This is a genomic window from Martinezella sp. CNPSo 3890, assembly GCF_057784455.1.
On record NZ_JBXSOR010000001.1, the window covers coordinates 1,069,876 to 1,096,085 of the forward strand.

Below are 26,210 nucleotides of genomic sequence, written 5' to 3' on the forward strand. Positions count from 1 at the left end.
CGCAAGCCTTATGATTCGGGTATGACCGAATCGAAATCCATGATCCTCGGCTGTAGCGGCCACACCATCACGCCCGAAGAGCGATCCTTCTATAAGGGGGAGCAGCCATGGGGCTTTATCCTGTTCGGACGCAATATTTCCGAACCGGCACAGATCGCCGATCTCGTTGCGTCTCTGCGCGATAGCGTCGGACGCGACGCTCCGGTTTTCATCGACCAGGAAGGCGGCAGGGTGCAGCGCATTCGCCCGCCGATCCTGCCGCATTATCCCTCGGGGCAGGCACTCGGCGATATCTATCGCCAGGATCGCGAACGAGGCCTCCGTGCTGCATGGCTGATGTCGCGGCTTCATGCCTTCGATCTGCTGAAATTCGGCATCAATGCCGATTGCCTGCCGGTGCTGGACGTGCCTGTGGAGGGATCGAGCAACGTCATCGGCAATCGCGCCTATGGCTCCGATCCGGTGACGGTGACGGAAATGGGACGCGCGGCTGCGGAAGGTCTCAAAGCCGGCGGTATGCTGCCCGTGATGAAGCACATGCCCGGCCATGGCCGCGGTTTTGCGGATTCGCATCACGAGTTGCCTGTGGTTTCGGTACCGCGTGCGGAGCTGGAGGCGCATGATTTCGCTCCCTTCGTTGCAATGAAGGACGAACTCATGGCGATGACCTGCCATGTCGTCTTTACCGATATCGATCCGGAGAACCCGGCCACGACGTCGCGCAAGGTGATCGAGGAGATCATCCGCGGACATATCGGTTTCCAGGGACTGCTCCTGTCGGACGATACCTCCATGAATGCGTTGAAGGGCACGATCGGCGAACGTGCAGCAAATATTATTGCGGGCGGATGCGATATCGTGCTGCATTGCAATGGCGTCATGGACGAAATGCAGCAGGTGGTTCGCAATGTTCCCGCTTTGGCGGGGACATCGCTGAAACGGGCCAAGGCGGTCGAAGCGGCATTCGGCAGAAGTGATGGCGCCGATGAAGCCTCTATTCGGGCGGAATTCGACGCGATGTTCGCAGTGGCGTAAAACCGGACTTCGAGGAACGGGCGGGTGACAGAGTGAGCGGCAGCACGGACAAGCTTCAGCAGGCGGCAACGCCGATGGACAAGCTCTGGCAGGAGGGTGAGACGCAGCGCGGCTCGCACGAGCCGTCGCTTGTCGTCGACCTCGCCGGCTTTGAAGGACCGCTTGATCTGCTGCTGCATCTGGCGCGCAACCAGAAGGTCGATCTGTCCCGTATCTCCGTTCTGGCGCTGGCCGAACAGTATCTTCAGTTCATCGAGAGTGCGCGGCGTATCCGCATCGAGCTTGCGGCCGATTATCTCGTCATGGCCGCTTGGCTCGCCTATCTGAAATCCAAGCTGCTAATCCCGCAGCAGAGCAAGGAAGACGGACCGACCGGCGAGGAGATGGCGGCGACGCTCGCCTTCCGCCTGAAGCGGCTGGAAGCCATGCGCGATGCTGCTACCGATCTTGTCAATCGCAACCGCCTCGGCCGCGATATCTTCGCGCGCGGCGCGCCGGAACATATTCCGGATCGACGCCAATCCGCCTTCGACGCCAGCCTCTATGATCTGCTCACCGCCTATGCGAGCCTGCGTCAGCGTCAGGCCGTGACCCAGGTGACGATCGAGAAGCGCCGTGTCTGGTCGCTGGCCGATGCCCGCGTTATTCTGGACCGGATGATCGGCGAAATCACCGACTGGACGGCCCTTGAACATTACCTGCTGAGCTACATGACGACTTCGAGCGAGCGGGTGACGGCGATTGCCAGCGCCTTTGCGGCATCGCTGGAGCTGGTGCGCGAAGGGCAGCTGGAAATTCGCCAGGAAGGCGCGTTTCAGCCGCTTTACATGCGGCGCGGGCCGAAGCATTCGTCACTGGAAGCAGCGGAATAGGGCAGGAAAGCGCGTGACTGAACCGGACGACGAGCAGCAGCAGCATGTGGAGCACGAGGCGGAAGCGCCCGATGTAGACGATCGTCGGCTGAGCGAGGCCGAGCGGATTGCCGAAGCGCTGGTCTTCGCCTCAGCGCAGCCGGTTTCCGAGGCCTTCATTGCGGAGCGCGTGGCGCGTGGGGTCGATATTCCCGCCATCATGCAGAAACTCAAGGCCGATTACGCCATGCGCGGCGTCAATCTCGTCCAGGTGGATGGCGCCTGGGCCTTTCGCACGGCCGCGGATCTCTCCTTCGTGATCCGGCGCGACGAGAGCGAGGTGCGCAAGCTGTCGCGTGCGGCGCTGGAGGTGCTGGCCATTATCGCTTACCATCAGCCTGTCACACGCGCCGAGATCGAGGATATCAGAGGCGTGCAGACCTCCAAGGGCACGCTTGACGTTCTTATGGAGTCTGGTTGGGTCCGCTTCCGTGGCCGTCGCCGCACGCCGGGGCGACCGGTGACCCTTGGCACGACGCGCGATTTCCTCGATCATTTCGGTCTCGAAGAGCTGCGCGATCTGCCCGGTCTCGAAGAGCTGAAGGGGGCGGGGTTGTTGTCAGGCCGGATTCCGGCCAATTTCAACATTCCCTCGCCGTTGATGAGCGACGAGTTGACCGAAGACGAAGATCCGATCACGCAGATGGATCTGGAGGAACTCGGCATCCTGCCGCCGAGCGGCGCAAGCTCCAGCGATTGAGCGTTGGCCGGCTCGTTCAAGGGGTTGCAACCCTATCTGCGGATTTTCGCGAAACTGCCGGCAAAGTCTCTCTTTCGCCATCAGCGGGTGCGAATATAACAATCATCCTCTCGGCTTGGAGACGCTTGATTGCCCGCATCGGCGCTTGTCATCCCGATATGCGTGGATGCATTGCATTTTGGTGTTTGAAAAACATCCGCAAACGTCTTACATCGAAAAGACACTGTAATTGGGAGTTAAAGCAATGGGTTCTCTAAGCATATGGCACTGGCTCATCGTCCTGGCCATCGCGCTGTTGTTGTTCGGCCGTGGAAAGATCCCGGAGCTGATGGGTGATGTCGCCAAGGGCATCAAAAGCTTCAAGAAGGGCATGAACGACGACGAAGATACGTCGACATCCGCGTCGACGGCGTCCCGTACGGTCGAGCACAAGGCTGACGAAACGAAGTAATCATGTCGGGCAGGCGCAAGCTGAAAGGCTTGCCGTTAGCCCAGGAGCCTTTGCATGTTCGATATAGGCTGGTCCGAGCTGGTGGTTATTGGCGTCGTGGCCTTGGTGGTGATCGGCCCCAAGGAGTTGCCGTCGACATTGCGGACCATCGGTAAGATGACGGCGCGGGCCAGGAAGGTCGCTGGCGAATTCCGCGCTCAGTTCGACGAAGCCATGCGCGAGGCGGATCTGGATGATGTGCGCCAGACGATTGCCGATGCGCAGAAGCTCAATCCGGTCAATTCGTTGCGGGAAGCCATGAACCCGCTGCGAGAAATGGGCAATGAGATAAAGGCTGATCTGCAGCGTGCGGCAACACCGGACAAAGCAGCCCCGGCCGCGACACCATTGCCGTCCGAGCCGGTTCCGGGTGTGACGTCCGGCCTGCCGGAAGCACTTGCGGCCACATCCACAATGCCTGCCGTTTCGAGCAATCCGTCGCCAGCGGCGGCTCCAGAGGCGGTGGCAGCAGTCGTCCCTCAGCCGGTGGCCGCTGTGAATGACGCAGTAGAGAAGCCGAAGGCCGCTCGTAAACCTCGCGCTAAAGCCCCGGCGAAGACCGAGGATGTTGCGGCTGCCGCCGTCCAGACGCCCGTCGTCACGGAAAAACCAAAGCGAGCCCCGCGCAAGGTCGCGGTCGCTGCTGCCGTAGAGAAGACGCCCCCAGCTCCCAGGAAGCGTCCGACCGCTACAGCCAGCAAGGCGACGCCTAAAACGCCCAAGAAGAAGGACCAGGCATGACGGGTGACATCGACGATAAGCCGCAACCGCTTATCGAACACCTTATGGAATTGCGCACACGGCTCATCTGGTCGCTCGTGGCTTTTTTCATTGCCTTCATTGGCTGTTTCGCAGTGGCGAAGCATCTCTTCAATTATCTGGTCTATCCTTATAAATGGGCCGTCGAATGGGCTCATCTCGATCTCGCGAAGTCAGAGCTGATCTACACCGCGCCACAGGAGTTCTTCTTCACCCAGGTGAAGGTTGCCATGTTCGGCGCCCTGGTAATTTCCTTCCCGATCATCGCTTCGCAGATCTACAAGTTCGTCGCGCCCGGCCTCTATAAGAACGAGCGCAATGCCTTTCTGCCGTTTTTGATCGCTTCGCCAGTTTTGTTCCTGATGGGCGCTGCGCTCGTCTATTTCTTCTTTACGCCCATGGTGATGTGGTTCTTCCTGAAGATGCAGCAGACGGGTGGCGACGGTCAGATCGGCATTGCGCTGATGCCGAAGGTCTCGGAATATCTGAGCCTCATCATGACGCTGGTCTTCTCTTTCGGGCTCGTCTTCCAGCTTCCCGTCATTACCACGCTGCTGGCACGTGTCGGCTTGCTGACGTCGGCCTGGCTCGCGGAAAAGCGCAAGTTTGCCATTGTTTTCGCCTTCATCGTCGCTGCTGTGCTGACGCCGCCGGATCCGATGTCCCAGATCGGCCTTGCACTGCCGACAATCCTTCTCTACGAGATTTCCATCTACGCGGCGCGACTCGTAGAACGCCAGCGTACCCGGCAAGCGCTCGAAGAGAGTGGCGGAAGTTCCGATATCGCCAAGACGGATTAACGTCCAGGCGGGGAGGCCTTCGCCTCGTTTCTCAGGTATTTGCCGGTTCGACCTCCGACCGAAGCCTCGGTCGGAGCTGTACTTATGTCAAACGACCTGGAACGAAGATGCTTGATATCAGATGGATTCGTGAGAATGCCGAGGCTTTTGATGCAGCGCTTGCCAAGCGCGGTGCGGAGCCTCTGTCGCAAAGCCTCATAGCGCTCGACGAGAAGCGCCGATCCGTCATTCAGTCCGTCCAGGATATGCAATCGCGCCGCAACGCCGCTTCGAAGGAAATTGGCGCGGCGATGGCGCAGAAGAACAGCGAGCTTGCCGAGAAGCTGAAGGCCGAGGTTGCCGACCTTAAGCTGTCGCTTCCGGCTGCGGAGGAAGAAGAGCGCACGCTGACGGCCGAGCTCAATGACGCGCTGTCACGCATTCCGAACATACCGCTCGAAGACGTGCCCGTCGGCAAGGACGAGCACGACAACGTCGTCAAGCATGTCTGGGGCGCCAAGCCGACCTGGAACCATCAGCCGAAAGAGCATTTCGAGATTGGCGAAGAACTCGGCTATATGGATTTCGAACGCGCGGCAAAACTGTCCGGCTCGCGCTTCACGGTGCTGACCTCGCAGCTTGCTCGCCTTGAACGCGCACTCGGTCAGTTCATGCTCGATCTGCACACAAGCGAGCACGGCTATACCGAAGTTAGCGCGCCCTTGATGGTACGCGACGAGACGATGTTCGGAACAGGTCAACTGCCGAAATTCGCAGAAGATTCGTTCAAAACCACCGACGGTCGCTGGCTGATCCCGACGGCTGAGGTTTCGCTGACCAATCTCGTCTCCGGCGAAATTCTCGATCAGGAGAAGCTGCCGCTGCGCTTCACCGCACTCACGCCGTCCTTCCGATCGGAAGCAGGCTCGGCCGGTCGCGATACCCGCGGCATGCTGCGCCAGCATCAGTTCTGGAAATGCGAGCTGGTGTCGATCACCGACGCCGAAAGCTCCATTGCCGAGCATGAGCGGATGACGGCTTGCGCGGAAGAAGTGCTGAAGCGCCTCGGCCTGCATTACCGCGTCATGACGCTTTCGACCGGCGACATGGGCTTCGGCGCGCGCAAGACCTATGATCTCGAAGTCTGGCTGCCGGGGCAGGATACCTATCGAGAGATTTCCTCCTGCTCCGTCTGTGGTGATTTCCAGGCCCGGCGCATGAATGCGCGCTATCGCGGCAAGGACGACAAGAACACCAAGTTCGTTCACACGCTGAACGGCTCGGGAACGGCCGTCGGCCGCTGCCTGATCGCCGTGCTTGAGAATTATCTCAATGCTGACGGCTCGGTCACTATCCCCGACGTACTCCTGCCATATATGGGTGGTCTGAAGAGGATCGAAAAAGCAGCATAATCAGGTGGTGGGGCGATGCGTATTCTTTTGACCAATGATGACGGCATTCACGCCGAAGGTCTGGCGGCATTAGAGCGCATCGCCCTCACTCTGTCTGATGATGTCTGGGTCGTTGCGCCTGAGACGGATCAGAGCGGCCTTGCTCACTCATTGAGCCTTTCCGAGCCGTTGCGCATGCGCAAGGTTTCCGACAGGCATTATGCGCTGCGGGGAACGCCGACCGATTGCGTCATCATGGCGATCCGCAAGGTTCTGGATATCAAGCCGGATCTCGTGCTCTCCGGCGTCAATTCCGGATCGAATGTCGCTGACGACGTCACCTATTCCGGAACCATCGCCGGTGCCATCGAGGGCACGCTGCAAGGCGTGCGCTCCTTTGCTTTGAGCCAGGCCTATCTCTATGAAAACGGCGCGCGCGTCGTGCCCTGGGAAGTGGCAGAAGCACATGCTCCGGCTTTGCTTAACAAGCTCATGAACGTCGATCTGTCTGACGGGACCTTCCTCAATCTGAATTTTCCGAATTGCCGCCCCGAAGAGGTCGACGGAACGGAAGTGACCGCACAGGGCAATCTTGCCTTCAACGTGCAGGTCGAGGAGCGGGCCGATGGCCGCGGCTTCCCTTACTATTGGCTTCGCTTCGGTGAGCGGAGCGGCATCTTCCGTCCAGGGACCGATATTCAGGCGTTGAAACAAAATCGTATTTCGGTAACGCCTTTGAAACTCGATCTGACGGATTATTCGGCGCAAGACCGCGTGGCGCGGGCGCTCGGTATGGAGTAGCGGATTGACACCTCGTTTGGTGGAAAAGGAAGGCTTTGCGGCCGTGGTGTTGCGGCTGCGGGCGGAAGGCATATTGGACATCGATCTGATGACGGCGGTCGAGCAGACGCCGCGCCTGCCTTTCGTGCCGGCGCAATTTGCCGATGATGCCTATTCCAGCCGCACGATTCCGATCGATTGCGGTGCCTTCATGGAAGGCATCGATCTCGTAGTGCGTATTCTCCATGGCTTGAAGATCAAACCTGGCCATCGCATTCTCGAGATCGGCACGGGAAGCGGTTTCACTGCTGCCGTCATGGGGCGGATCGTCGAGCGCGTGCTGACGGTCGATCGCTACAAGACGCTGACGACATCGGCGCAGCAGCGCATGGATACGCTCGGGCTGCGCAATGTCATCATCCGTCAGGCGGACGGCAGCGCCGGCTTGCCGGGCGAGGGCACCTTCGATCGCATCCTGGTGACGGCAGCTTTCACGACAATGCCGCGCTTTTATGCCGAACAGCTGGTGTCCGGCGGTTCGATGATAGCCCCGCTTATTATTGATGAGCGCACATGTCGCTTGGTGCGACTGACGAAGACGGGAAGCCGATTCGAGCGCGAAGAATTGTTCGACGTTCCCTATCAGCCCATCGTGCCGATGCTCGCCTCCTATCTTTGAGGCTCAATTCGGGCTGATGCCCCTATGAAACGGGCGCATTTGCGCCGTTTCATTCTCTATGGTTAGCAATTCCTCAAAAAAACACATGCCGCACCAGTGCTTTAACCGCATGGTAAGATTAACGCGCTTTAATCGACCCATAATCGGTTGCGTCTTAAGTGGGTCGAGTCATGGGTTTCAGTCTTTCTTCAAACGTCAGCAAATCGGCAGGGAAAGTCCTGGTGGCCATTCTTCTGGCGAGTACGGCCACAGCTTGTAGTTCGGACACGACCCGTTTCAGCGGTCTCTTCAATAAAACGGACAATGTAACGACCGGCTCGATCAATCGTCGCAGCCTGAACGGTCCGAACGGTGATCCCGTGCCGCGCGCAGACGTTGCTCAAGCAGGCGGTTACGGCCAGCAGGATTATTCGCAGCAGAGTGCGCCGGTATCGCAACCCTATCCCAACTCGCCGGCTCGCTATAACCCGTCCTATTCCAGCGCACGGGCTTCGACCGCCCCCGTCGCAATTCAGCGCACCGATCTCGCTCCTCCGAGTGCTTCCGCCAGCAATTCTCGTCGGATGCCGCAGGCGGAATCTGAGGCAATGGCGCAGCCTTTCCCCGCATCTCGCAACAATAACGGCTCCCGCGCCGCGCCGGCACTTGCTCCCGACACCATGTCGACGGGTACGATCAAGACTGCCGCCGCGCAGCAGATGTCTCCCGGCTGGACCACGGTCAATGCTCCGAGCGTGACGCTGCATCAGGGTGAAAATATTGCTCTGTTGTCGCGCCGCTATGGCGTTCCGGAAAAGGAAATTCTGCGTGCGAATGGCCTGCGCAATGGCGCTGCCGCGCAGCCCGGCCAGCAGATCGTCATACCGACGATGAACGGGGCAGGTGTTTCTGGCCCGGCCAAGATGGCCGCTGAAGCGACTGATCTTTCCAAGGGCGGCAAGATGCCTGGTCCCGCCAAGGCGCCGCAGCAGGAAGCGCTCGCATTGCCCTCCGGCAACCAGATGCGCGGCAAGTCCCAAGCTGGCCTCGCCGACCCCAATAAGCTCGCAGCCGGTAATGGCAAGGGGCCGACGCCGAAGGGCACCTATGTCGTCAAGCCGGGTGACTCGCTGGCAAGAATCGCCAAGGAAAGCGGCGTGAGCGTCGCCGAACTGAAGCGTGCGAACAACATGCAGGCCGGCGATAGCATTCGCATCGGACAGGCACTCGCGTTGCCACACGGCTCCGTCGCCGCTGCAGACCCGGTCAAGACCGCCTCGATAGAGCCTCAGAAGGCTTCCACCAAGCCAGGCGCGTTGCCTGTGGAGCCGAAGCAGGCCGCCGCAGACCCGATCGCGAAGCAGGCACCCAAGGCGGTCGCCAATGCCGATGCGGCAGCTGATACCCCTGCCAAGCCGAAGGAAGTTGCCTCCGCTTCGCCGAGCCAGTCCATCAACGATGCCGCAAAGTCGGATGCGCAGGCCGATGCGCCCGAGGCGACCGGTATTGGCAAATATCGCTGGCCGGTTCGCGGTGCTGTCGTCGCCGGCTATGGCGCCAATGTCAACGGCAGCCGCAACGACGGCATCGACATCTCCGTTCCCGAGGGCACGCCGATCAAGGCGGCCGAAAACGGCGTCGTCATCTATGCCGGCAATGGCCTGAAGGAACTCGGCAACACGGTTCTCGTCCGCCACGACGACGGTACCGTCACGGTCTACGGTCATGCGGACGCACTCAGCGTCACTCGCGGCCAGAAGGTCCAGCGCGGTCAGACGCTCGCGACGTCGGGCATGAGCGGCAATGTCAGCCAGCCGCAGCTGCACTTCGAAGTCCGCAAGAATTCGGCTCCGGTCAACCCAATGACGTTCCTTGAATAGGTAGTGCGTCTCAAGGACTCTGCAAAAAGCCCGGTCACAGCCGGGCTTTTTGTCGTTTATGGCGTTGTCGATCGATCGAAGATCAATCACGCTCCAGCACGATGCGCAGCCGGCCGGCGAGATCCTGGATATATTGCCAGGCGACACGGCCGGAACGGGCGCCGCGGGTCGTTGCCCATTCCAAGGCTTCGTGATGCATCTGGGCGCGATCGAGATCAAGCTTGAAGTGATCGGCATAGGCGTCGATCATTTGCAGATAATCTTCCTGGCTGCACTTGTGGAAGCCGAGCCACAGGCCGAAGCGATCGGAGAGCGATACCTTTTCCTCCACGGCTTCCGAGGGATTGATCGCGGTCGATTGCTCGTTTTCCATCATATGGCGCGGCAGCAGGTGGCGACGGTTGGATGTGGCATAAAACAGCACGTTGTCCGGTCGTCCCTCGACCCCGCCGTCCAGCGCCGCCTTGAGCGACTTATAGGCGGTATCGTCATGATCGAAGGAGAGATCGTCGCAGAAGATGATGATGCGATGCGGCGTTGCCTTCAATATATCGAGCAGCACCGGCAGCGAGGAAATATCCTCGCGATGCACTTCGATCAGCTTCAGAGACACGCCGGTCGTCCGACGCACGTCTTCGTGCACCGCCTTGACCAGCGAGGATTTGCCCATGCCGCGCGCGCCCCAGAGCAGCACGTTGTTGGCGGCGAAACCTTCGGCAAAACGAAGCGTGTTCTCGTGCAGGATATCGCGCACGTGATCGACGCCGCGGATAAGGGTCAGCGCCACACGGTTCGGCCGTGGCACGGGCTGCAGATGAAGTCGGGCAGGGGCCCAGACGAAGCAATCGGCGGCATTCCAGTCATTGACGGCCGGGGCCGGGCCGGCCAGACGTTCGACAGCGTCGGCAAGGCGACGGACTTCGGCAAGGATCAGGGCGTTTTGGTCTTCAGTCACCGTTTCCTCCTGAATATTGAACAAGAAAGTCGCAAAACGCGCGCGCTGTCTGCCGGGTATCATGCTCCTTTAGGGGTTGAAAGGCTAACAGACCGGGAAATCGGTACGGTTGACGGCTGTTTTTGTTGCATTCGCCATACGCGTAACTATATTCCGGCCACCTGACGCGGGGCCCGTTCCCGCTCGGAATTCAAGGGAGTTCTCGATGTTTATCACCAACGCATATGCGCAGAGCGCGACAGATTCGGCCGCGAGTGCCTTCGGCGGTTCCGGCTTTGAAATGATCATCCTGTTTGTGCCGCTGATGGTCGTTTGGTATTTCCTCCTCATCCGTCCGCAGCGCGCGCAGGCGAAGAAGCGTGACGAGATCCTGAAGAACATCCGCCGCGGCGATCAGATCGTCACCAGCGGCATCGTCGGCAAGGTCACCAAGGTCATCGACGAAAAGGAACTGGAAGTCGAGATCGCTGAAGGCGTGCGCATCCGCGTTGTCCGCAGCGCCATTTCCGAGGTTCGCGTCAAGGGCGAACCCGTCAAGGCGGACGCCGCGTAAGGCTCCTCCCGAGAGGCGGCGCCTGCCGCCGCTGCGCATCTTCGAAATTCGAGATCGACTTTCTTGAAGGACTGTGCACAAATTCAAGGTGTTACTGCGCCCTTTGCATTTTCCGTCGAAAGGGAGGGCGCGGTAGGGAAGCCCTAATTCGAGAGAGCGATGCTGCACGTCTCCTGGTGGAAGACCGCCCTGATCTGGTTCGTCGTTCTCTTGAGCGTGCTTCTGGCCGCTCCCAACCTGCTTGGTGAGCGCTCGCTTTCATCGTTTCCAGCATGGTGGGCACATCGAAAGATCGAGCTTGGCCTTGATCTTCGCGGCGGATCGCATCTGCTGCTTAAGATCGAACGGGGTGACGTCGAGAAGGATCGCCTGGAAAGCATTGTCGGCGATATCGCCACCCGGTTGCGCACCGTCAATGTCGCCTATTCGGGCCTCACCGGCACCGGCCGAAAAATCCAGCTTCGCATCGGCGATCCCTCGCAGGTTCAGGCTGCTTTGACAGCATTGCGGCCGCTGACGGCGGGATCCGATCAGCCGTCCCTTGTTCTGTCTCAAGGTGACAATGGTGCGCTGACGCTCGATATCACCGATGCGGATATCAACAGCCATGTCTCATCGGCGATCGCACGCGCGATCAAGGTCATTCATGCCCGTATTGCGCAACTCGGTGTTGGAGAACCACTGATCCGCCGGCAGGGATCCGATCGTATCATCGTTCAGGTGCCCGACCTTGCCGATGCGCAGCGGCTGAAAAACCTTCTCGGCCAGCCCGCTAAGCTCAGCTTCCGCCTGATCGATCAGTCGATGTCGGTTCAGGACGCCATGGACAAGCAGCCGCCGGCCGGATCCGACGTGCTGTTTTCCGAAGATGATCCGCCCGTTGGCTATCTCGTACAGCGGCAGCCACTGCTCTCGAACGTCGATTTTTCCGATGCCGTTGCAGTCGTTGACAATCAGAAAGGCGAAGGCACCGTTTCCGTCAAGCTGACGCCGGAGGCAACTCACCGCTTCGCGCAATCGACGGCCAGCAATCTCGGCAAGATCATCGTCGTCGTGCTTGACGATCAGGTCATCTCCGCTGCCTCTCTGAAGACGGTCATCGCAACAGGCGAGATCGACGTTCCCGGAGATTTCACCGCCCAGGGCGCGCAGGATCTGACCGTCATGGTCAAGAGCGGTCCGCTGCCGGCAACCCTGACGACGGTCGAAGAGCGCACTATTCAGCCGGGCCTTGGCGGCGAAACGGCGCATTATGGTCTGATTGCCTGCATTGCGGCCGCCGTCTTCGTTGCAGCCCTGATGATCGGCTTCTACCGCCTGCTCGGCATCATCGCGACCATCTCGCTCGTCATCAACATGATCATGGTCGCGGCCCTCATGGGCCTGCTCGGCATTACGCTCACCCTGCCGGGTGTCGCTGCCATCGTCCTCATTATCGGCATTGGTCTCGATGCGCTTGTGCTGATCTACGAGCGCGTGCGCGAAGAGGAGAAGAAGACCCATCTTCTCGTCGATGCGCTGCGCCACGGCTTTAACCGGGCAGCTGCGACCGTCGCCGACGCCAATCTGACGGTTCTGATCGTCGCGGCCATTCTCTTTTATGCAAGCACCGGCGCGGTGCGCGGCTTTGCCGCCACGTTGATGGTGGGTGTCGTCACCACCTTCTTCACTTCCTGCTTCGTCACACGGTCGCTGGTGAATATGTGGATCTCGCGCCGCAAGCCGCGCACTTTGCTTGTTGGCGTGCGCAGCGGCATTTTCGACAATGCCAATATCCGCTTCATGGGCATCCGCCGCTATACTTTTACGGTCTCTGCGGCTCTTTCGGTCGTCACTCTCATTGCCTTCGCGACGGTCGGCATGCACCTCGGCATCGATTTTGCCGGCGGATCGATCATCGAGGTCCGGGCCAAACAGGGCGTTGCAGATCCCGTCGACATTCAAACCCGTCTTGACGCCGTCATTCCGGGCGACGTGCGCGTCGAACGGCTCGCCGATCGTCTTGGTGCAGTGGTTCGCGTTCATGCTCAGGAGGGCGGTGAAAACGCCGAACAATCCGCCGTCTCGCTCGTTCAGGACGAGCTGGGCAAGGATTACAATTTCGCCCGCGTCGAAGTGGTCGGTCCAGCCGTATCGGGCGAGATCACCACTACGGCTTCCCTTGCCGTCCTTGCGGCCCTGGCGGCAATCCTGATCTACATATGGGTACGGTTCGAATGGCAATTTGCCGTCGGCGCGATCATTGCGACTCTACACGATGTCATCCTGACGCTCGGCCTCTTCGTGCTATCAGGCATGGAATTCAACATGACGAGCATCGCCGCGATCCTCACCATCGTCGGCTACTCGCTGAACGACACGGTTGTTGTCTATGATCGCATGCGCGAGAATCTGAAGCGCTATTCGCAGATGCCGCTGCCGATTTTGATCGATGCTTCCATCAATCAGACACTATCTCGTACCATTCTGACATCGGCGACGACGCTTTTGGCGCTGTTTGCCCTCTACATCTTCGGCGGCGAGGTGATCCGTGCCTTCACCTTCGTTCTGCTTTTCGGCGTCGCTGTCGGCACTTTTTCGTCGATTTATATTGCGGCGCCCGTGCTGATCCTGTTCAAGCTGCGGCCGGACAAGTTTCAGACCGGCGGCGAAAGCAATGGACCCGCGGCCGGCGATATCCAGTCAGGCAAACCAGCGGTGTGATACAGTGGCTAAAGGTATAGAAATCCGAAACGCGCATTTCCCCGGACGCGCACCGATCGATGCTTACGGCAATGGCGGCTTTCGCTTCGCCGACATGTCGCATCGCGGTTCGCTGTTGTGCCTGCCTTCGGGCATCTACGGCTGGGACATGCTGCAGGGCGATGCGCTGACGCCGGATCGCTTCCAGAAGGTTCTCGATGAAGCCGCCGAGATTGAAGTGCTGCTCGTCGGCACCGGCATGGAGCTGCACCCGCTTCCCGCCGAGCTGAAGGCCGCCCTGCGTGGAAAGCAGATTTCCTCCGACCCGATGAGCACGGGGGCAGCGGTGCGCACCTTCAACATCATGCTTTCCGAATCGCGTGCCGTGGCCGCGGCGCTAATCGCCGTCTGACCTTCGGATCCAAGCGTATGACAACACCAGCTGCGCCTCGGAGCAACCGGGACATCTGCCTCGCTACGCTTCGCGACACCGATCGCGATCGCTATCTCGCCTGCCTGCTGGCACCGGAGGATAAGCGCCCGGCACTTGCCGCGCTCTATGCCTTCAACGCCGAGCTGGCGCGCGTGCGCGATCTCGTGCATGAGCCGCTGCCAGGCGAAGTGCGGATGCAATACTGGCGCGATCTCCTCGAAGGGCAGTCCCACGGCTCGAGTGAGGCCAATCCGCTGGCTTCCGAACTTCTCACTGCGATTGAAGAGTATCGCCTGCCGCGCCAGACGCTGATCGACATGATCGATGCGCGCATATTCGATCTCTACGATGATCCCATGGAAAGCCGCAGCAGTCTGGAAGGCTATGCTGGTGAGACGGCTTCGGCCCTTATCCAGCTTGCAAGCCTGGTCCTGTCCGCCGATGAGGCGAAGCGCTCCGCCGATGCCGCCGGCCATGCCGGCGTTGCGCAGGCGATTGCCGGTCTGCTGCTCCTGATGCCGCTGCACCGCCATCGCGGCCAGCTCTATCTACCGCTGGAGATCCTGGCGGCAACCGGGCTCGATCGCGACGGTTTTCTCGCCGGCGAGGACAAGCCACGCATTTCGGCGGCGATCGAGGCCTTCGCCGGTCTCGGTCGCGAGCATCTCGCCAAGGCGAGGGCGGCAGGCGCCATACCGCAGGCCGTATTCCCGGCGTTTCTGCTTGTCACCTTGGCCGAGCCTGTGTTGCAGAAGGCACAGAAGCTCGGAGTCGGCATCTTCGATCAATCCCTGGTGCTGCCGCAATGGCGCCGGCAGCTGCGCATGGCGATAGCGTCGATCACAAAGAAAATCTAAAATACACCAAACTCGCGCAAGTCTCGGCGTCTATGGAGATGGCGGCACTTGATTTGCATTTCAGGGGGATCTGCCGTGGGTATTGTCGTCTGGTGCATACTGTTTGCGATTGTCATCTTCATTGCCTATTACGCGACGCGCATGGCATCGCAGAACAAGGAAGACGGCCTGCACGATACCGGCCTTGCGATTCTGGAATTCGGCCGCGCTTTTCCGACGGAGGCCATTCGCCAGCTGCAGACGACCGCCGACGGGCAGGCGGTCTTCGTGCGTCTGCATGACGACAAGGCGGGGTTCATGCGCAATGTGCGCAATCATTTCAGCGTCCATCTGATCGAGCCGGGCAGGGCGCGTGCCAAGATTTCGGCAACCGGACGCGGCTTGATCGTCGATTTTCTGGATGTGCCCCACCACAACGGCACATTCGAATTCAAGACACCGACGGAAGCTGCTGAGGTCTCGCTCTGGCTGCTCGGCAACTATGTCGCCGGCGAGGACGCGAAGCTCGAGCACCACGCGCCGCCGGCAACAAGCTGAAGATCATGAAAGCGCTAAAGTCAGGCGCTTTCCGCGAATACGGGTGCAGGCAAGCCGAGCCATCCGGCGCAATCGGCAAGCGCACGCTTGGCGATGAGCTGGCGCTTCATGATGGTCTTGTCCTTGCCGCGAAAGCGCTTGACGCCTTCCGGCTTGACGATCGAACCCGGCTCCAGCTCCGGGAAAAGCCCGAAATTGATGTTCATCGGCTGGAAGGAGCGTTTGCCCGGCTCCTCGTCGGAGACGATGTGGCCGCCGGTGATGTGGTTCAGCAATGAGCCGAGCGCTGTTGTATCCGGAGGCAGCAAAGGCGCTTCGCCCTTGCGCTCGGCTGCGGCGAAGCGGCCGGCGAGCAGGCCGATGCTGGCGCTCTCGACATAGCCTTCGCAGCCTGTGATCTGGCCGGCGAAACGCAGGCCCGGGCGCGACTTCAAGACCAGCGAGCGGTCGAGCAGGGTCGGCGAGTTGATGTAGGTATTGCGGTGCAGGCCGCCGAGGCGGGCGAATTCTGCATTTTCGAGGCCGGGGATCAGGCGGAAGATCTCCGCCTGCGCACCGTATTTCAGCTTCGTCTGGAAACCGACCATGTTGTAGAGCGTACCGAGCGCATTGTCCTGGCGCAGCTGTACGACGGCATAGGCCTTGACCGTGGGATTATGGGCATTGGTGAGCCCCATCGGCTTCATCGGCCCGTGGCGCAGTGTTTCGCGCCCGCGCTCCGCCATGACTTCTATCGGCAGGCAGCCGTCGAAATAGGGCGTGCCTTCCCATTCCTTGAAGCCGACGGCATCGCCGGCGATCAAGGCATCGACGAAGGCATTGTACTGGGCTTCGTCCATCGGGCAGTTGATATAGTCCTTGCCGGTGCCGCCGGGGCCGACCTTGTCGTAGCGCGACTGATACCAGCAAATGTCCATGTTGATGCTGTCGCGATAGACGATCGGCGCGATGGCATCGAAGAAGGCGAGCGCATCCGCTCCGGTTTCAGCCTGGATGGCGCTGGCAAGCCCGGGCGCGGTCAGTGGGCCGGTGGCGATGATTGCCTGGTCCCATTCCCTGGGCGGCAGCCCCTGGATTTCTTCACGGACGACGGTGATCAGCGGATGATTTGCAATCGCCTGCGTCACGGCTGCCGAGAAGCCGTCCCGATCGACAGCAAGCGCTCCGCCGGCCGGTACCTGATGCTTATCCGCGCATGTCATGATAAGCGAACCCGCCATGCGCATTTCCGCATGGATGACGCCGACAGCATTGCTTGTGGCATCGTCGGAGCGGAACGAATTGGAGCACACCAACTCGGCAAGATCGTCCGTCTTGTGTGCTTCGGTGCCGCGCACGCCGCGCATTTCATGCAGAATGACCGGAACGCCGGCATTGGCGATCTGCCATGCGGCTTCCGAGCCGGCGAGGCCGCCACCGATGACGTGGATAGGGGAGTAAGAAGTGATCTGTGTCATGCGCGCGTCATTATCACGGGCAGGCCGGCGATCCAATGCTTTGCTAAAGCATGCCGCTCAAAACTGCGCAGCGGTCTTACGGCAAACTTAGTCTCTGGTCCGCCAGCTTAGTGCGAACTACCTATCGAAAGGTCTTGAGGGCGGTTCTGCAAGAGTGATGCGGTTTCCGTCCGGGTCAATCAATTGGGCGATCTTTCCATAGTTGCCTTGCGATTCACCCGTGAGCTTTACGCCAAAGTCTTCGAGCAATTTGCGGGCTTCATCCATTTTCGGCACCACAATGGTTAGTCTGCCGTGCCCCGCATTCTCCCTATCATGGAAGATTTGAATGTTCGCGCCTGCGACATTGCGCCATTGGATCAACCCATCCATGGGACGATCGTCAGGTCCTCGGTCGAAAAGTTGAGTATAGAACGTTTCCGCCCTGTCCATGCTGGCCGTCGCGAGCGCGGCGTAAATTCCTTGGATTTGCATTCTCCGCCTCCCTGCTAAAAGATCTCCACCTGTAAATGAGAAACCGGCGGTTCCGTTCCAATACCGCGCGTGATGGCGGCAGGGGCTATCTTCGCCTGCTGTGCACGGGCTGCTGCGAGGCTGGGCGGATGGCAGCATTGATGTCCGGTAAGGGTGAGCGACTCGCCGGTGATCAACTGAAACTCTGCGAGTCGATTAAAGTATACGGCGACCCAATCGCCGGAATCAAAAACGGCGCCAAAAGGCGCCGTCTTGAAGCAGTCTGCCAGTCCGTTTCTATTAACGGAAAGAACGAGCAGCGATGTTGCGGATTTCGTAGCGGCTAACGCCGATGTCCGAAAGGGTCTGGCTGGAGAGGTTGCCAAGTTCGTTCAGAGTGCGGCGGTAGCTGATCCAGTTCTTTGCAATGCGAATCGGGTTCATGATCTTTTCCTCGGTATCTTGTTTGCGGGCGGTGTGATTACCGCCTCAGCGCTTGCACTCTATATAGGCGCGAAGAGGTTGATTGTGCAGTGCAAAGAAGATGCGTCTGCTATGCATTTGTGCAATATGACGCCCAAAAAGCAGTCGATGCTCAAAATTTGTGTGCTTTGCAGATAAGGAATAGCTCGCGGCGGATCGGTTATGCTGCGCTTGCTCAGTCGGAAGGCAAAAAAGAACGCCCGCCGCGGAGGTCCGCAACGGGCGTTGAGAGGCTTTCGCGAGTGGCGAAGCCTATCCGGCGATTAGCGGCCGGTGGCTTCGCGAGCAACGCGATGGATGTCGGCGCGGTCGATGCCGAGGTCGTGCAGTTCACGAGCGCTCATGCGGCCGAGTTCGTTAACGGTCTGACGATACTTGCGCCAGTTGTTGAAAGAGCGGGTCAGGTTCATTGTAGTCCCTTTCGAGGATCAAGGGATCGAGCAGTTCCGTGATTGGTTCCGTCGTCGATCTAATGGATTTAAATATATGCTGCGCCGCGAAAACTAAAAGCGCGAAAGCTTCATGCCACCTATGCATAACGCGCAAGTCTTAGGGGTGCTTTGCCTAAGATGGTGGCTGCTTTATGTGCATATCGCGGCCAAAGCTGATCCGTTGCCGTAAGTCAATTCCGCGCCAGTGTCAGCCATTCCGAAGCGTTTGCCGGTAGCCGCCCGCTTTTAGCCACCTTTTCGCCAGCCCTACTGTTTTGGGAGGGGCCGATGTTGCCGCGAACTGCCGTGCGGCGGTTCAGAAGTGAGCTTGAGACTCTTCCCATACTGGCAATTGCCGGCTGATGGCCGGCATGGGCATCCGTCAGCATAAACCGATTTAGGTGGGTAAAAACAACGCCCACCGCGGGAGGAGGATGCGGTGGGCGTCATTTGAGATGATTGACGACTGGGAGGAGGAGTGTCGTCAATCTATCGAAGCGCACTGGGAGGAGGAGTGTGCGGCTCCGAATATCGTGTCGGGATGCTATCCCCAGGCTTGGTCCGATCTGTATCGGTCCGGCGCGCCACCGCCGTCTTGTTGTTTGATAAATAGTATGACTTTTCGAATTTGTGCAGCGCAATAATTTCATGGGAGGCATGAGCTGCGCGCATATCTTTAATCGGTATCTCTTTACCGGCCGTCAGGATACTGCATGATCCCTTAATTCCGTATTAATATGGCACACATTCCTGTGAGCCGAAGCCTCTGCCAGAACGCTCGGCTCGCATCGATTGGGCGGCGATTTGTGCTAACTCTGTCGCGAGCAGAATCGCAGCGAGGGGAGCCGGGCATGTACAGGGGAAGGCTGGAGCGGGATCTCAAGATCTGGACCGACAAGGGGCTGGTCGACGCGGGGACGGCGAAAGCCATCCTCAGCGAGTATGACGGTCGTCAGACGAGTTTCAGCGCCGGCCGGGTGCTGACCATCATCGCCGCCGTGCTTCTCGGCCTTGCCATCTTGCTGTTCATCTCCGCAAACTGGGAGGCTCTTCCGAGAATTGCCCGTCTGCTGGGGCTGGTTGCGATGATATGGGCCTTCTATCTCGCGGCGGCATATTTATTAGCTCAGGGTCGCTCCATCCTCGCCGCCGCAATGTTGATCCTCGGCACCTTGAGTTTCGGCGGCGCCATGGCGCTGGTTGGCCAGATGTACAATCTGTCCGGCGACGAACTCAGAATGATGCTCGTCTGGTTCGCCGCGGCCTGCATTGTTGCGGCATTGTTTCGTTCGTCGGCGCAGGTCGGGCTCGCCGGTTTTCTCGCCTGGGCATTTTGCGGCGTCTATCTCTGGGGCCATTTCGACGAATGGTATGGGATCATGCCCTGGATGCCGCCTCTGATGGCTGTGTTCCTGATCGCGCTTGTCCGCTATGTCGATGCGCCCATGGCTCGGCATCTGGCCTATCTCATGCTCGTCGGCTGGCTTACATGGCTATTTGGCCGTCATGAGGGATTGAATACTGCGATCCTGTTTGCCGCTCTCGGCATGGCGGCGTTTCTCGTCGTTAGTGTTCCCGCGTCGCCGCTGATGCCTTTTGCCCGCACAGCCGGTGCCGCGCCGGCCTTCTACACCTTTCTGATCGCATCGATCGGCTTCTCCCTGGTTCATGCCGAGATCAGCAACGGGTCCTTTGAGAACAATGTCTGGGTGGAAGACAAATTGCCGCTCGTCATCGTGGCGGCAGCGACACTGGCGAGTTGCGTGATCGCAATCGCGCTCAGTGGCCGCGACAACGGCGCGGTGCGCTATCTCGCCTATTTCGTCTTTTCCTGCGAGATTCTTTACCTCGCCAGCGAGACGATCGGCTCGATCATCGGCACGGCCGGGTTCTTCCTCGTTGCCGGCTTGCTGGTGGCGATTGCCGCCTGGCTGGTCATCCAGCTGGAGCGGCGCTTTTCCGACAATAGCGGGCAGGGGACGCGGGCATGACCGATATCGCTGAAAAGAGCCTGCCTGCCGGTTCCCGCCGCCTGTGGATCGCCGCCATCGTCGTTGCTGCGCTGCAGACGGCCGTTCTCGGCTACATGGTCGGCGAGCGGGCCTGGGGCTTGCGGAGCGGCGTCGAGATTCTTTTGAAGACTGCGCCAGTCGATCCGCGCGATCTTTTGCGCGGCGACTACGTGACCTTGAACTACGACATCTCGCGGGTTCCGTTCTCGACGATGATTGAAGGACCGCCGAAAGCGAGCCGAAGTGGCGCGATATTGTCCGTTCGCCTGAAGAAGCAGGACGACGGTTCCTGGGGGATCGTCGAATCATCATTTGGAAAGCTCGATCCGAAGCCCGATACGGTCGTGCTCAAAAGCCTGCCTGTCGACTATGTTTTCTATGGCGATGCCACCGACCCGTCGCAGGCGATTGTCGGGGTCACTTATGGCATCGAGCGCTACTACGTGCCCGAAGGGCAGGGGCACGATATCGAGAGCGCCCGCAATGACAATCGCGTCGCCATCGCGGCGCGGGTGTCTTCCGACGGCGTTGCCCATATCAGAAGCCTGCTTCTAGACGGCAAATCCGTCTACGAGGAACCGCTTTACTGACGATATCTGCGCTAATGGCTCCGATAAGCTTTAAGCGTTGTCGCGGAGCCGTCATTTTTCCTTTGCGTGGTTTAAAACGGGTGATATAGAGACGCCGCGCTCCGGAAGGCCCCATGGGCAGGCATCGCCATGCGGTTTTGGGAACGCGGGTATGGTGAAATTGGTAGACACGCCAGATTTAGGTTCTGGTGCCGCAAGGCGTGGGAGTTCAAGTCTCTCTACCCGCACCAATACTGTCTTGTGGACGGGGGGAGGCTCACGAAGCCTGTCTTCCGATATGCCGCAGGACGCGCATCTTGCCCAAAGCATCCCGCTTTCGATGAGGAAAGGGGATAAGATGTTTTGGCTCGTGACGGGATAGAGCTGCCTTTTGCGCGTTCGTTCGAAGGCGCGGCGCTCTTGCAAGGTGAAAGAGAATTGCATCCAAGCCACGCTCGGGATTTTCCGGCGTCGTGCTCATCGAAACGAACGGCAGGCTGGGCACGGCCGCCATGAATGAAGGTAGGACAATGCAGGTTATCGAAACGCTCGCTGAAGGGCTGAAGCGCGAAATCAAGGTGGTCATCCCGGCCAAGGACATGGAAGTGCGCATGAACGAGCGCCTGGCCGAGGTCAAGGACAAGGTCCGCATCAATGGCTTCCGTCCGGGCAAGGTTCCGGTCTCGCACCTGAAGAAGGTCTACGGCAAGTCGATCATGGCTGACCTCGTCAACGAAATCGTTCGCGACCAGCCGCCGGCGATCCTGACCGAGCGCGGCGAGAAGTCGGCAACCCAGCCGGAAATCGCCATGACCGAAGACCAGGACGAGGCAGAAAAGATCCTCTCCGCTCAGGCCGATTTCGAATTCACGCTGTCTTATGAAGTCATCCCGGCGATCGAACTGAAGCCGGTCAACGGCATCAAGGTCACCCGCGAAGTCGCTGAAATCAGTGAAGACGAAGTGACCGAGCAGATCCTCAAGATCGCTGAAAGCGCTCGTAGCTACGAAACCAAGAAGGGCAAGGCTGCCAACGGCGACCGCGTCACCATCGATTACCTTGGCAAGGTCGACGGCGTTGCCTTCGACGGTGGCAAGGACGAAGACGCACAGCTCGTTCTCGGCTCCAACCGCTTCATCCCGGGCTTCGAAGAGCAGCTCGTAGGCCTCAAGGCTGGCGATGAGAAGGTCATCACCGTAACCTTCCCGGCCGACTATCCGGCCAAGAACCTCGCCGGCAAGGAAGCCACCTTCGACATCAACGTCAAGGAAGTTGCGGCTCCCGGCGAAATCGAAATCAACGACGAACTCGCTTCCAAGCTCGGCATCGAATCCGCCGACCGCCTGAAGGAGATCGTTCGCGGTCAGATCGAAAGCCAGTATGGCTCTGTCACCCGCCAGAAGGTCAAGCGTCAGATCCTCGACCAGCTCGACGAAATGTATCAGTTCGATACGCCGCAGAAGCTCGTCGACGCTGAATTCGCCAGCATCTGGCGCCAGATCGAAACCGATCTCAGCGAATCCGGCAAGACCTTCGAAGACGAAGACACCACCGAAGAAAAGGCTCGCGAAGAATACCGCAAGCTCGCCGAGCGCCGCGTTCGCCTCGGTCTCGTTCTCTCCGAAATCGGCGAAAAGGCCGGCGTCGAAGTCAGCGAAGACGAACTGCAGCGCGCTCTCTACGCACAGCTCCAGCAGTTCCCGGGCCAGGAAAAGGAAATCCTGGAATTCTTCCGCAAGACGCCGGGCGCCTCCGCCAACCTGCGCGCGCCGATCTTCGAAGAAAAGGTCATCGACCATCTGCTGACCGAGGTCAACGTCACGGACAAGACCGTTTCCAAGGAAGCGCTGCTGGCTGACGACGAAGAAGAAGACAAGCCGGCTGCCAAGAAGGCCGCTCCGAAGAAGAAGGCTGCTGCCAAGGCTGAAGCAACCGAAGCTGCCGCTGAAGGCGAAGAAGCTGCGGCTCCGAAGAAGAAGGCCGCTCCGAAGAAGAAGGCTGCTGAAGACAGCGCCGAATAATCGTCTTTCTTCTGGACTGACATTGAGCCCTACCGGAAACGGTGGGGCTTTTGTTGTTTCGTCATAATGCTTCCTCTCCCCGCAAGCGGAGAGAGGGCTGGGGCGAGGGGCCCCAGGCTATCAGCAATCAGTTCGGCGCGATTATTCCTTACCCAAAGCGCGGCGAATGGCTGTTTCGACCGGGCTATAGGCATTATCCGGCCGTTCCAATCGATAGGGCTCAGCAAGGCCGATCGAAGGCTGCGCCATAAATCGCGGCGTGGCGCCTCGATGCTTCTGGGCGGCGTGGATTATGAAGGGATGGCAGATGTAGACCGTACCAGCCTTTCCCGTTGCCAGTGCGTGAGGGCGGTCGGCTCCCATCTGCTCGAGCATCATATGAGAACGCCCGTGCTCTCCGGCAGGCTCGAGATAGCGCGCCATATCCATGTGAGAGCTGACGCGGATGCGGGTCGGCGCATCGTCTTCGCCGACATCGGAAAACAGGAATAGCGTAAGCAGCGCGCGCCCTCGCGAGGTGACATTCACGCGCCAGGCGGAGAAGTCGCTTTGCTCATTCGGATCGCAATCGTCCCCAGCAAAGCTGAGGTCGACATGCCAGCCGGCGTCGCCGGGATCGTCCGGATGCGGGAACCGCACGGGGAAGGTCCCAAGCCCATCTCTTGGCAGCCATCGCCCCCGCCCGACCAGTTGATCGAAGGCAGCGTGCAAAATGGGCATATTAGCGATGGCACGGAATGGCTCGCCGCCATAGCCTGGCAGCCTCACGACCGGAAATCTCCAACTTGCCGGATCGTGCTCGCGACATGGAATATCGCGCCACATGATAGCGCGGGCTTCGGCAGCCTGTTCCTGTGAAAACGCATCATCGATGCGTATAAAACCATGTTCAATGAAATCGTTCACCTGCGCGTTGGAAAGCGCAGCCGGATACTGTTTTTGAGATGGCATGAAATCTCTCTCGATCATCGCGCCGTTTTTCACCCTTCCTGTGCGGGCATCACGGCTGTTTCGGCAAAGACCTACCCGCGGCCTTGCGGCCGTTGAGGCGGTCTCGTCTTCATTTGGCTGAAAGCCTAGGGATTAGCGGCTTATGAAGAAGACCGAAGCGATGTTGAGAATGCTCATCATGCCGGCAGAGTAGTGAGCTCCGCCGGCATGGTCAATATTGACCTATTAGAGTTCCGACTTGATATCGCCCATGCGGTTCCAGGCGTCGAGGCCGGCGATCTTGTAAGCTTCGGCAAGCGTCGGATAGTTGAAGGTGTTTTCGACGAAATATTCGACGGTGCCCTTGAGGTTCAGCACGGCCTGTCCGATGTGCACGAGCTCGGTGGCGCCTTCGCCGACGATGTGGACGCCGAGCAGGCGGCGGGTCTTCAGCGAGAAGATCATCTTCAAGAGGCCTGTGTCGAGGCCCATGATGTGGCCGCGCGACGTCTCGCGGAAGCGGGCGATGCCGCACTCATAGGGGATGTGCCGTTCCTTGACCTCTTCCTCCGAGAGGCCACAGGTGGAAATCTCCGGCACGGCATAGATGCCATAGGGGAAGTATTTCGGCGGCTCCTTGGCGATCGCGCCGACGGCGACGCGCGCGGCAATGCGGCCCTGTTCCATCGACGTGGAGGCAAGGCTCGGGAAACCGACGACATCGCCGGCGGCAAAGATATGCGGAACCTTGGTGGCGAAGGTTTCCGGATTGACGCTCAGGCGGCCGCGAGCATCGGCCTCAAGGCCGGCAGCGGCAAGATTAAGGGTGTCGGTGGCACCCATGCGGCCGGCGGCGAAGAGCACCATGTCTGTCGTGATGCGGCGGCCATTGTCGAGCGTCAGCTCGACCTTGCCGTTCTGCCGCTCCACCTTCTCGGCCTTTTGACCGAGCAGCAGCTTCATGTTGCGATCGCGAAGCTGATAGGTGAAATCCTCGACGATCTCCTTGTCGATGAAATCGAGCATAGTGGATTTCGGATCGATCAGCGTCACCTGCGTGTCGAGCGCGCTGAAGATTGTGGCATATTCGATGCCGATGACGCCGGCGCCGATGACGACCATCGATCGCGGCAAATCCTCGATCTCGAGGAGTTCATCGCTATCGAGAACCGTCTTGCCGTCGAACGGCATGTAATCCGGACGGAAAGGTTTGGTGCCGACTGCAAGCAGTATGCTGGCGGCGGACACGGTGACGACCTCGCCATCATCCTTGACGATCTGCATCGTCTGCGGATCGACGAAGCTTGCCTTGCCTCTGATGTGCTGGACGCGATTGCGCGCGAATTGATGCTCAAGCACTTCGACCTCGTGGTCGAGGGTGATCAGCAGGCGGCGGCGGAGATCCTCCGCACTGATCTCCTGTTTGACGCGATAGGCGCGACCGTAGAAGCCGCGTTCGCGCCAACCCGAAAGGTTGAGCGCGGTTTCGCGCAGCGTCTTGGAGGGAATGGTCCCGGTGTGGACCGAGACGCCGCCGACCCGCTTGCCTTGCTCGACGACGAGTACCTTCTTGCCGAGCTTGGCAGCCTGAATAGCGCCTCTGCGGCCGGCGGGGCCGCTACCTACGACTAGGAGATCGAATTGGTCCATCGGGAAGCCTCGGATGACTGGAATGGGGAATCAATGTCGCAATGCAACATGCTCCGTCAACCGGTAGCGTCTCAATGTTACAGATTATCTAACGGGAAGTTTGGTGTTCACGAGGCCGAAAGACCGAGCCAGGGTTCCAGCTTCTCAAAAGTGCGGTCCATGGCATAGGCACGCGTGAAGGAGAACGGCAGGTGACCATAGATGATCGACATCTGGCCCTCCGCGGTAGCCTCATTCGTCTTGGCAATGGCGGCAAGGTAAAGTGCCGAGGCCAGGCCAGTTCTGTCGGCTCCGGCCTGGCAATGAATGAGGATCGGCTTCGGCGCATTCCGCATGATCTCGACAAGCTGCGCCGCCTGCTCCTGTGTCAGCTCTCGGGCCGAAGACATATGGAAATCGATATGGTCGATGTTGAGCGCTTTCGCCTCGGCAACTTCGGTATCGTACCAATGGTGGCCGCTATTGTAGCCACGCAGGTTGATAATGGTCTTGATGCCGTATTGCTTCTGAAACTCGGCAATGTTGGTGGCCGAGGGCTGCGAAGAACGGTAAAGCTCGCCGGCAATGACCGGATGGAAGTTCGTCGTCCAGAGCATGTGAGCATAGAAGCCGCTGGCGGCCACCAGAAAAGCGCCTGCCGCGACAAGCGCGCCGCGACCGATAGAAAGGAGGCGATGAGCAAGCTTGGGCGACATCTTCGGCATTCGATCTCCAGATGGCCGGCGCATGCAAGCGGATAAGGCCAAATCAAACAACAGCTTCCGCGGGCGGATCAGCCGACAGGAACGCGGCGACCCTTCTGCC

26 protein-coding genes and 1 tRNA gene are annotated in these 26,210 nt (G+C 59.6%); 19 read left to right on the plus strand and 8 right to left on the minus strand.

All coding sequences use genetic code 11. The features are described from left to right. Positions 1 to 21: 21 nt before the first annotated feature. The 10 genes from nagZ to AC13RC_RS05300 all read left to right on the plus strand — a co-directional run bounded on the left by nagZ (position 22) and on the right by AC13RC_RS05300 (position 9,383). On the plus strand, positions 22 to 1,035 hold the full coding sequence (gene nagZ, locus AC13RC_RS05255) for a beta-N-acetylhexosaminidase (protein WP_488556644.1): 1,014 nt from the start codon (positions 22 to 24) through the stop codon (positions 1,033 to 1,035). Positions 1,036 to 1,109: 74 nt separating this feature from the next. Then, a complete protein-coding gene (locus AC13RC_RS05260) occupies positions 1,110 to 1,907 on the plus strand; it encodes a segregation and condensation protein A (protein WP_069612288.1) in 798 nt (265 codons plus the stop codon). 46 nt (positions 1,908 to 1,953) lie between these two features. Further along, positions 1,954 to 2,646, plus strand: a complete 693-nt coding sequence (gene scpB, locus AC13RC_RS05265; protein ID WP_152096194.1) for an SMC-Scp complex subunit ScpB — start codon at positions 1,954 to 1,956, stop codon at positions 2,644 to 2,646. Between the two features lie 244 nt (positions 2,647 to 2,890). Then, positions 2,891 to 3,097, plus strand: a complete 207-nt coding sequence (locus AC13RC_RS05270; RefSeq protein WP_069611973.1) for a twin-arginine translocase TatA/TatE family subunit — start codon at positions 2,891 to 2,893, stop codon at positions 3,095 to 3,097. Between the two features lie 54 nt (positions 3,098 to 3,151). Next, entirely contained in the window at positions 3,152 to 3,877 is a 726-nt protein-coding gene (tatB, locus tag AC13RC_RS05275; RefSeq protein ID WP_488556645.1) for a Sec-independent protein translocase protein TatB, read from the plus strand. Beyond that, complete coding sequence (gene tatC, locus AC13RC_RS05280; RefSeq protein ID WP_113333673.1) at positions 3,874 to 4,695, plus strand: twin-arginine translocase subunit TatC; 822 nt, start codon at positions 3,874 to 3,876, stop codon at positions 4,693 to 4,695. The genes tatB and tatC overlap by 4 nt, the downstream gene beginning before the upstream one ends. A 107-nt stretch (positions 4,696 to 4,802) precedes the next feature. Next, positions 4,803 to 6,086: a serine--tRNA ligase gene (serS, locus tag AC13RC_RS05285; protein WP_113333674.1), complete on the plus strand. Its 1,284-nt coding sequence runs from the start codon at positions 4,803 to 4,805 to the stop codon at positions 6,084 to 6,086. A 15-nt stretch (positions 6,087 to 6,101) separates the two neighbouring features. Then, a complete protein-coding gene (gene surE / locus AC13RC_RS05290) occupies positions 6,102 to 6,866 on the plus strand; it encodes a 5'/3'-nucleotidase SurE (protein ID WP_488556646.1) in 765 nt (254 codons plus the stop codon). A 4-nt stretch (positions 6,867 to 6,870) separates the two neighbouring features. Beyond that, a complete protein-coding gene (locus AC13RC_RS05295) occupies positions 6,871 to 7,524 on the plus strand; it encodes a protein-L-isoaspartate(D-aspartate) O-methyltransferase (protein ID WP_488556647.1) in 654 nt (217 codons plus the stop codon). Positions 7,525 to 7,694: 170 nt separating this feature from the next. Beyond that, the gene (locus AC13RC_RS05300) at positions 7,695 to 9,383 is read left to right on the plus strand and encodes a peptidoglycan DD-metalloendopeptidase family protein (RefSeq protein ID WP_488556648.1); all 1,689 of its coding nucleotides are present in this window, start codon (positions 7,695 to 7,697) and stop codon (positions 9,381 to 9,383) included. 82 nt (positions 9,384 to 9,465) lie between these two features. On the opposite strand, the gene AC13RC_RS05305 is transcribed toward AC13RC_RS05300, so the two are convergent. After that, a complete protein-coding gene (locus tag AC13RC_RS05305) occupies positions 9,466 to 10,338 on the minus strand; it encodes an ATP-binding protein (RefSeq protein WP_488556649.1) in 873 nt (290 codons plus the stop codon). 205 nt (positions 10,339 to 10,543) lie between these two features. Here AC13RC_RS05305 and yajC point away from each other — a divergent pair, with 205 nt between their 5' ends. From yajC to AC13RC_RS05330, 5 genes are all read left to right on the plus strand, one after another. Next, entirely contained in the window at positions 10,544 to 10,891 is a 348-nt protein-coding gene (gene yajC, locus AC13RC_RS05310) for a preprotein translocase subunit YajC (protein WP_047634659.1), read from the plus strand. 159 nt (positions 10,892 to 11,050) lie between these two features. Further along, complete coding sequence (gene secDF / locus AC13RC_RS05315; RefSeq protein ID WP_488556650.1) at positions 11,051 to 13,594, plus strand: protein translocase subunit SecDF; 2,544 nt, start codon at positions 11,051 to 11,053, stop codon at positions 13,592 to 13,594. Between the two features lie 4 nt (positions 13,595 to 13,598). Continuing rightward, a complete protein-coding gene (locus AC13RC_RS05320) occupies positions 13,599 to 13,985 on the plus strand; it encodes an Mth938-like domain-containing protein (RefSeq protein WP_113352620.1) in 387 nt (128 codons plus the stop codon). 17 nt (positions 13,986 to 14,002) lie between these two features. Further along, positions 14,003 to 14,863, plus strand: coding sequence for a phytoene/squalene synthase family protein (locus AC13RC_RS05325; protein ID WP_113352619.1), 861 nt, complete (start codon positions 14,003 to 14,005; stop codon positions 14,861 to 14,863). A gap of 75 nt (positions 14,864 to 14,938) precedes the next feature. After that, complete coding sequence (locus tag AC13RC_RS05330; RefSeq protein WP_113333679.1) at positions 14,939 to 15,400, plus strand: hypothetical protein; 462 nt, start codon at positions 14,939 to 14,941, stop codon at positions 15,398 to 15,400. A gap of 20 nt (positions 15,401 to 15,420) precedes the next feature. Here AC13RC_RS05330 and trmFO read toward each other — a convergent pair whose 3' ends face one another. The 4 genes from trmFO to AC13RC_RS05350 form a co-directional block, all read right to left on the minus strand. Beyond that, positions 15,421 to 16,857 (minus strand): methylenetetrahydrofolate--tRNA-(uracil(54)-C(5))-methyltransferase (FADH(2)-oxidizing) TrmFO, encoded by a 1,437-nt coding sequence (gene trmFO / locus AC13RC_RS05335; protein ID WP_488556651.1) that lies wholly within the window; start codon positions 16,855 to 16,857, stop codon positions 15,421 to 15,423. A 117-nt stretch (positions 16,858 to 16,974) separates the two neighbouring features. Beyond that, on the minus strand, positions 16,975 to 17,331 hold the full coding sequence (locus AC13RC_RS05340; protein ID WP_113352616.1) for a VOC family protein: 357 nt from the start codon (positions 17,329 to 17,331) through the stop codon (positions 16,975 to 16,977). A gap of 279 nt (positions 17,332 to 17,610) precedes the next feature. Continuing rightward, a complete protein-coding gene (locus AC13RC_RS05345; protein WP_069611985.1) occupies positions 17,611 to 17,754 on the minus strand; it encodes a DUF1127 domain-containing protein in 144 nt (47 codons plus the stop codon). A 302-nt stretch (positions 17,755 to 18,056) separates the two neighbouring features. Then, positions 18,057 to 18,203 carry a DUF1127 domain-containing protein gene (locus tag AC13RC_RS05350; protein ID WP_081615319.1) on the minus strand — a complete coding sequence of 49 codons (147 nt, stop codon included), beginning with the start codon at positions 18,201 to 18,203 and terminating at the stop codon, positions 18,057 to 18,059. A gap of 872 nt (positions 18,204 to 19,075) precedes the next feature. On the opposite strand from AC13RC_RS05350, the gene AC13RC_RS05355 reads away from it, so the two are divergent. The 4 genes from AC13RC_RS05355 (at position 19,076) to tig (ending at position 22,826) form a co-directional block, all read left to right on the plus strand. After that, positions 19,076 to 20,215, plus strand: coding sequence for a DUF2157 domain-containing protein (locus tag AC13RC_RS05355; protein WP_488556652.1), 1,140 nt, complete (start codon positions 19,076 to 19,078; stop codon positions 20,213 to 20,215). Next, positions 20,212 to 20,826, plus strand: coding sequence for a GDYXXLXY domain-containing protein (locus AC13RC_RS05360; RefSeq protein WP_488556653.1), 615 nt, complete (start codon positions 20,212 to 20,214; stop codon positions 20,824 to 20,826). The genes AC13RC_RS05355 and AC13RC_RS05360 overlap by 4 nt, the downstream gene beginning before the upstream one ends. Positions 20,827 to 20,971: 145 nt before the next feature. Continuing rightward, positions 20,972 to 21,056: transfer RNA gene (locus tag AC13RC_RS05365), tRNA-Leu, on the plus strand. A gap of 279 nt (positions 21,057 to 21,335) precedes the next feature. Beyond that, positions 21,336 to 22,826 carry a trigger factor gene (gene tig, locus AC13RC_RS05370; protein ID WP_113333686.1) on the plus strand — a complete coding sequence of 497 codons (1,491 nt, stop codon included), beginning with the start codon at positions 21,336 to 21,338 and terminating at the stop codon, positions 22,824 to 22,826. Between the two features lie 141 nt (positions 22,827 to 22,967). On the opposite strand, the gene AC13RC_RS05375 is transcribed toward tig, so the two are convergent. The 3 genes from AC13RC_RS05375 to AC13RC_RS05385 all read right to left on the minus strand — a co-directional run bounded on the left by AC13RC_RS05375 (position 22,968) and on the right by AC13RC_RS05385 (position 26,110). After that, positions 22,968 to 23,777, minus strand: a complete 810-nt coding sequence (locus tag AC13RC_RS05375; RefSeq protein ID WP_488556654.1) for a phytanoyl-CoA dioxygenase family protein — start codon at positions 23,775 to 23,777, stop codon at positions 22,968 to 22,970. A 225-nt stretch (positions 23,778 to 24,002) separates the two neighbouring features. Further along, on the minus strand, positions 24,003 to 25,406 hold the full coding sequence (sthA, locus tag AC13RC_RS05380) for a Si-specific NAD(P)(+) transhydrogenase (RefSeq protein ID WP_113333687.1): 1,404 nt from the start codon (positions 25,404 to 25,406) through the stop codon (positions 24,003 to 24,005). 107 nt (positions 25,407 to 25,513) lie between these two features. After that, positions 25,514 to 26,110, minus strand: a complete 597-nt coding sequence (locus tag AC13RC_RS05385; RefSeq protein ID WP_113333688.1) for a dual specificity protein phosphatase family protein — start codon at positions 26,108 to 26,110, stop codon at positions 25,514 to 25,516. Between the last annotated feature and the right edge of the window lie 100 nt (positions 26,111 to 26,210).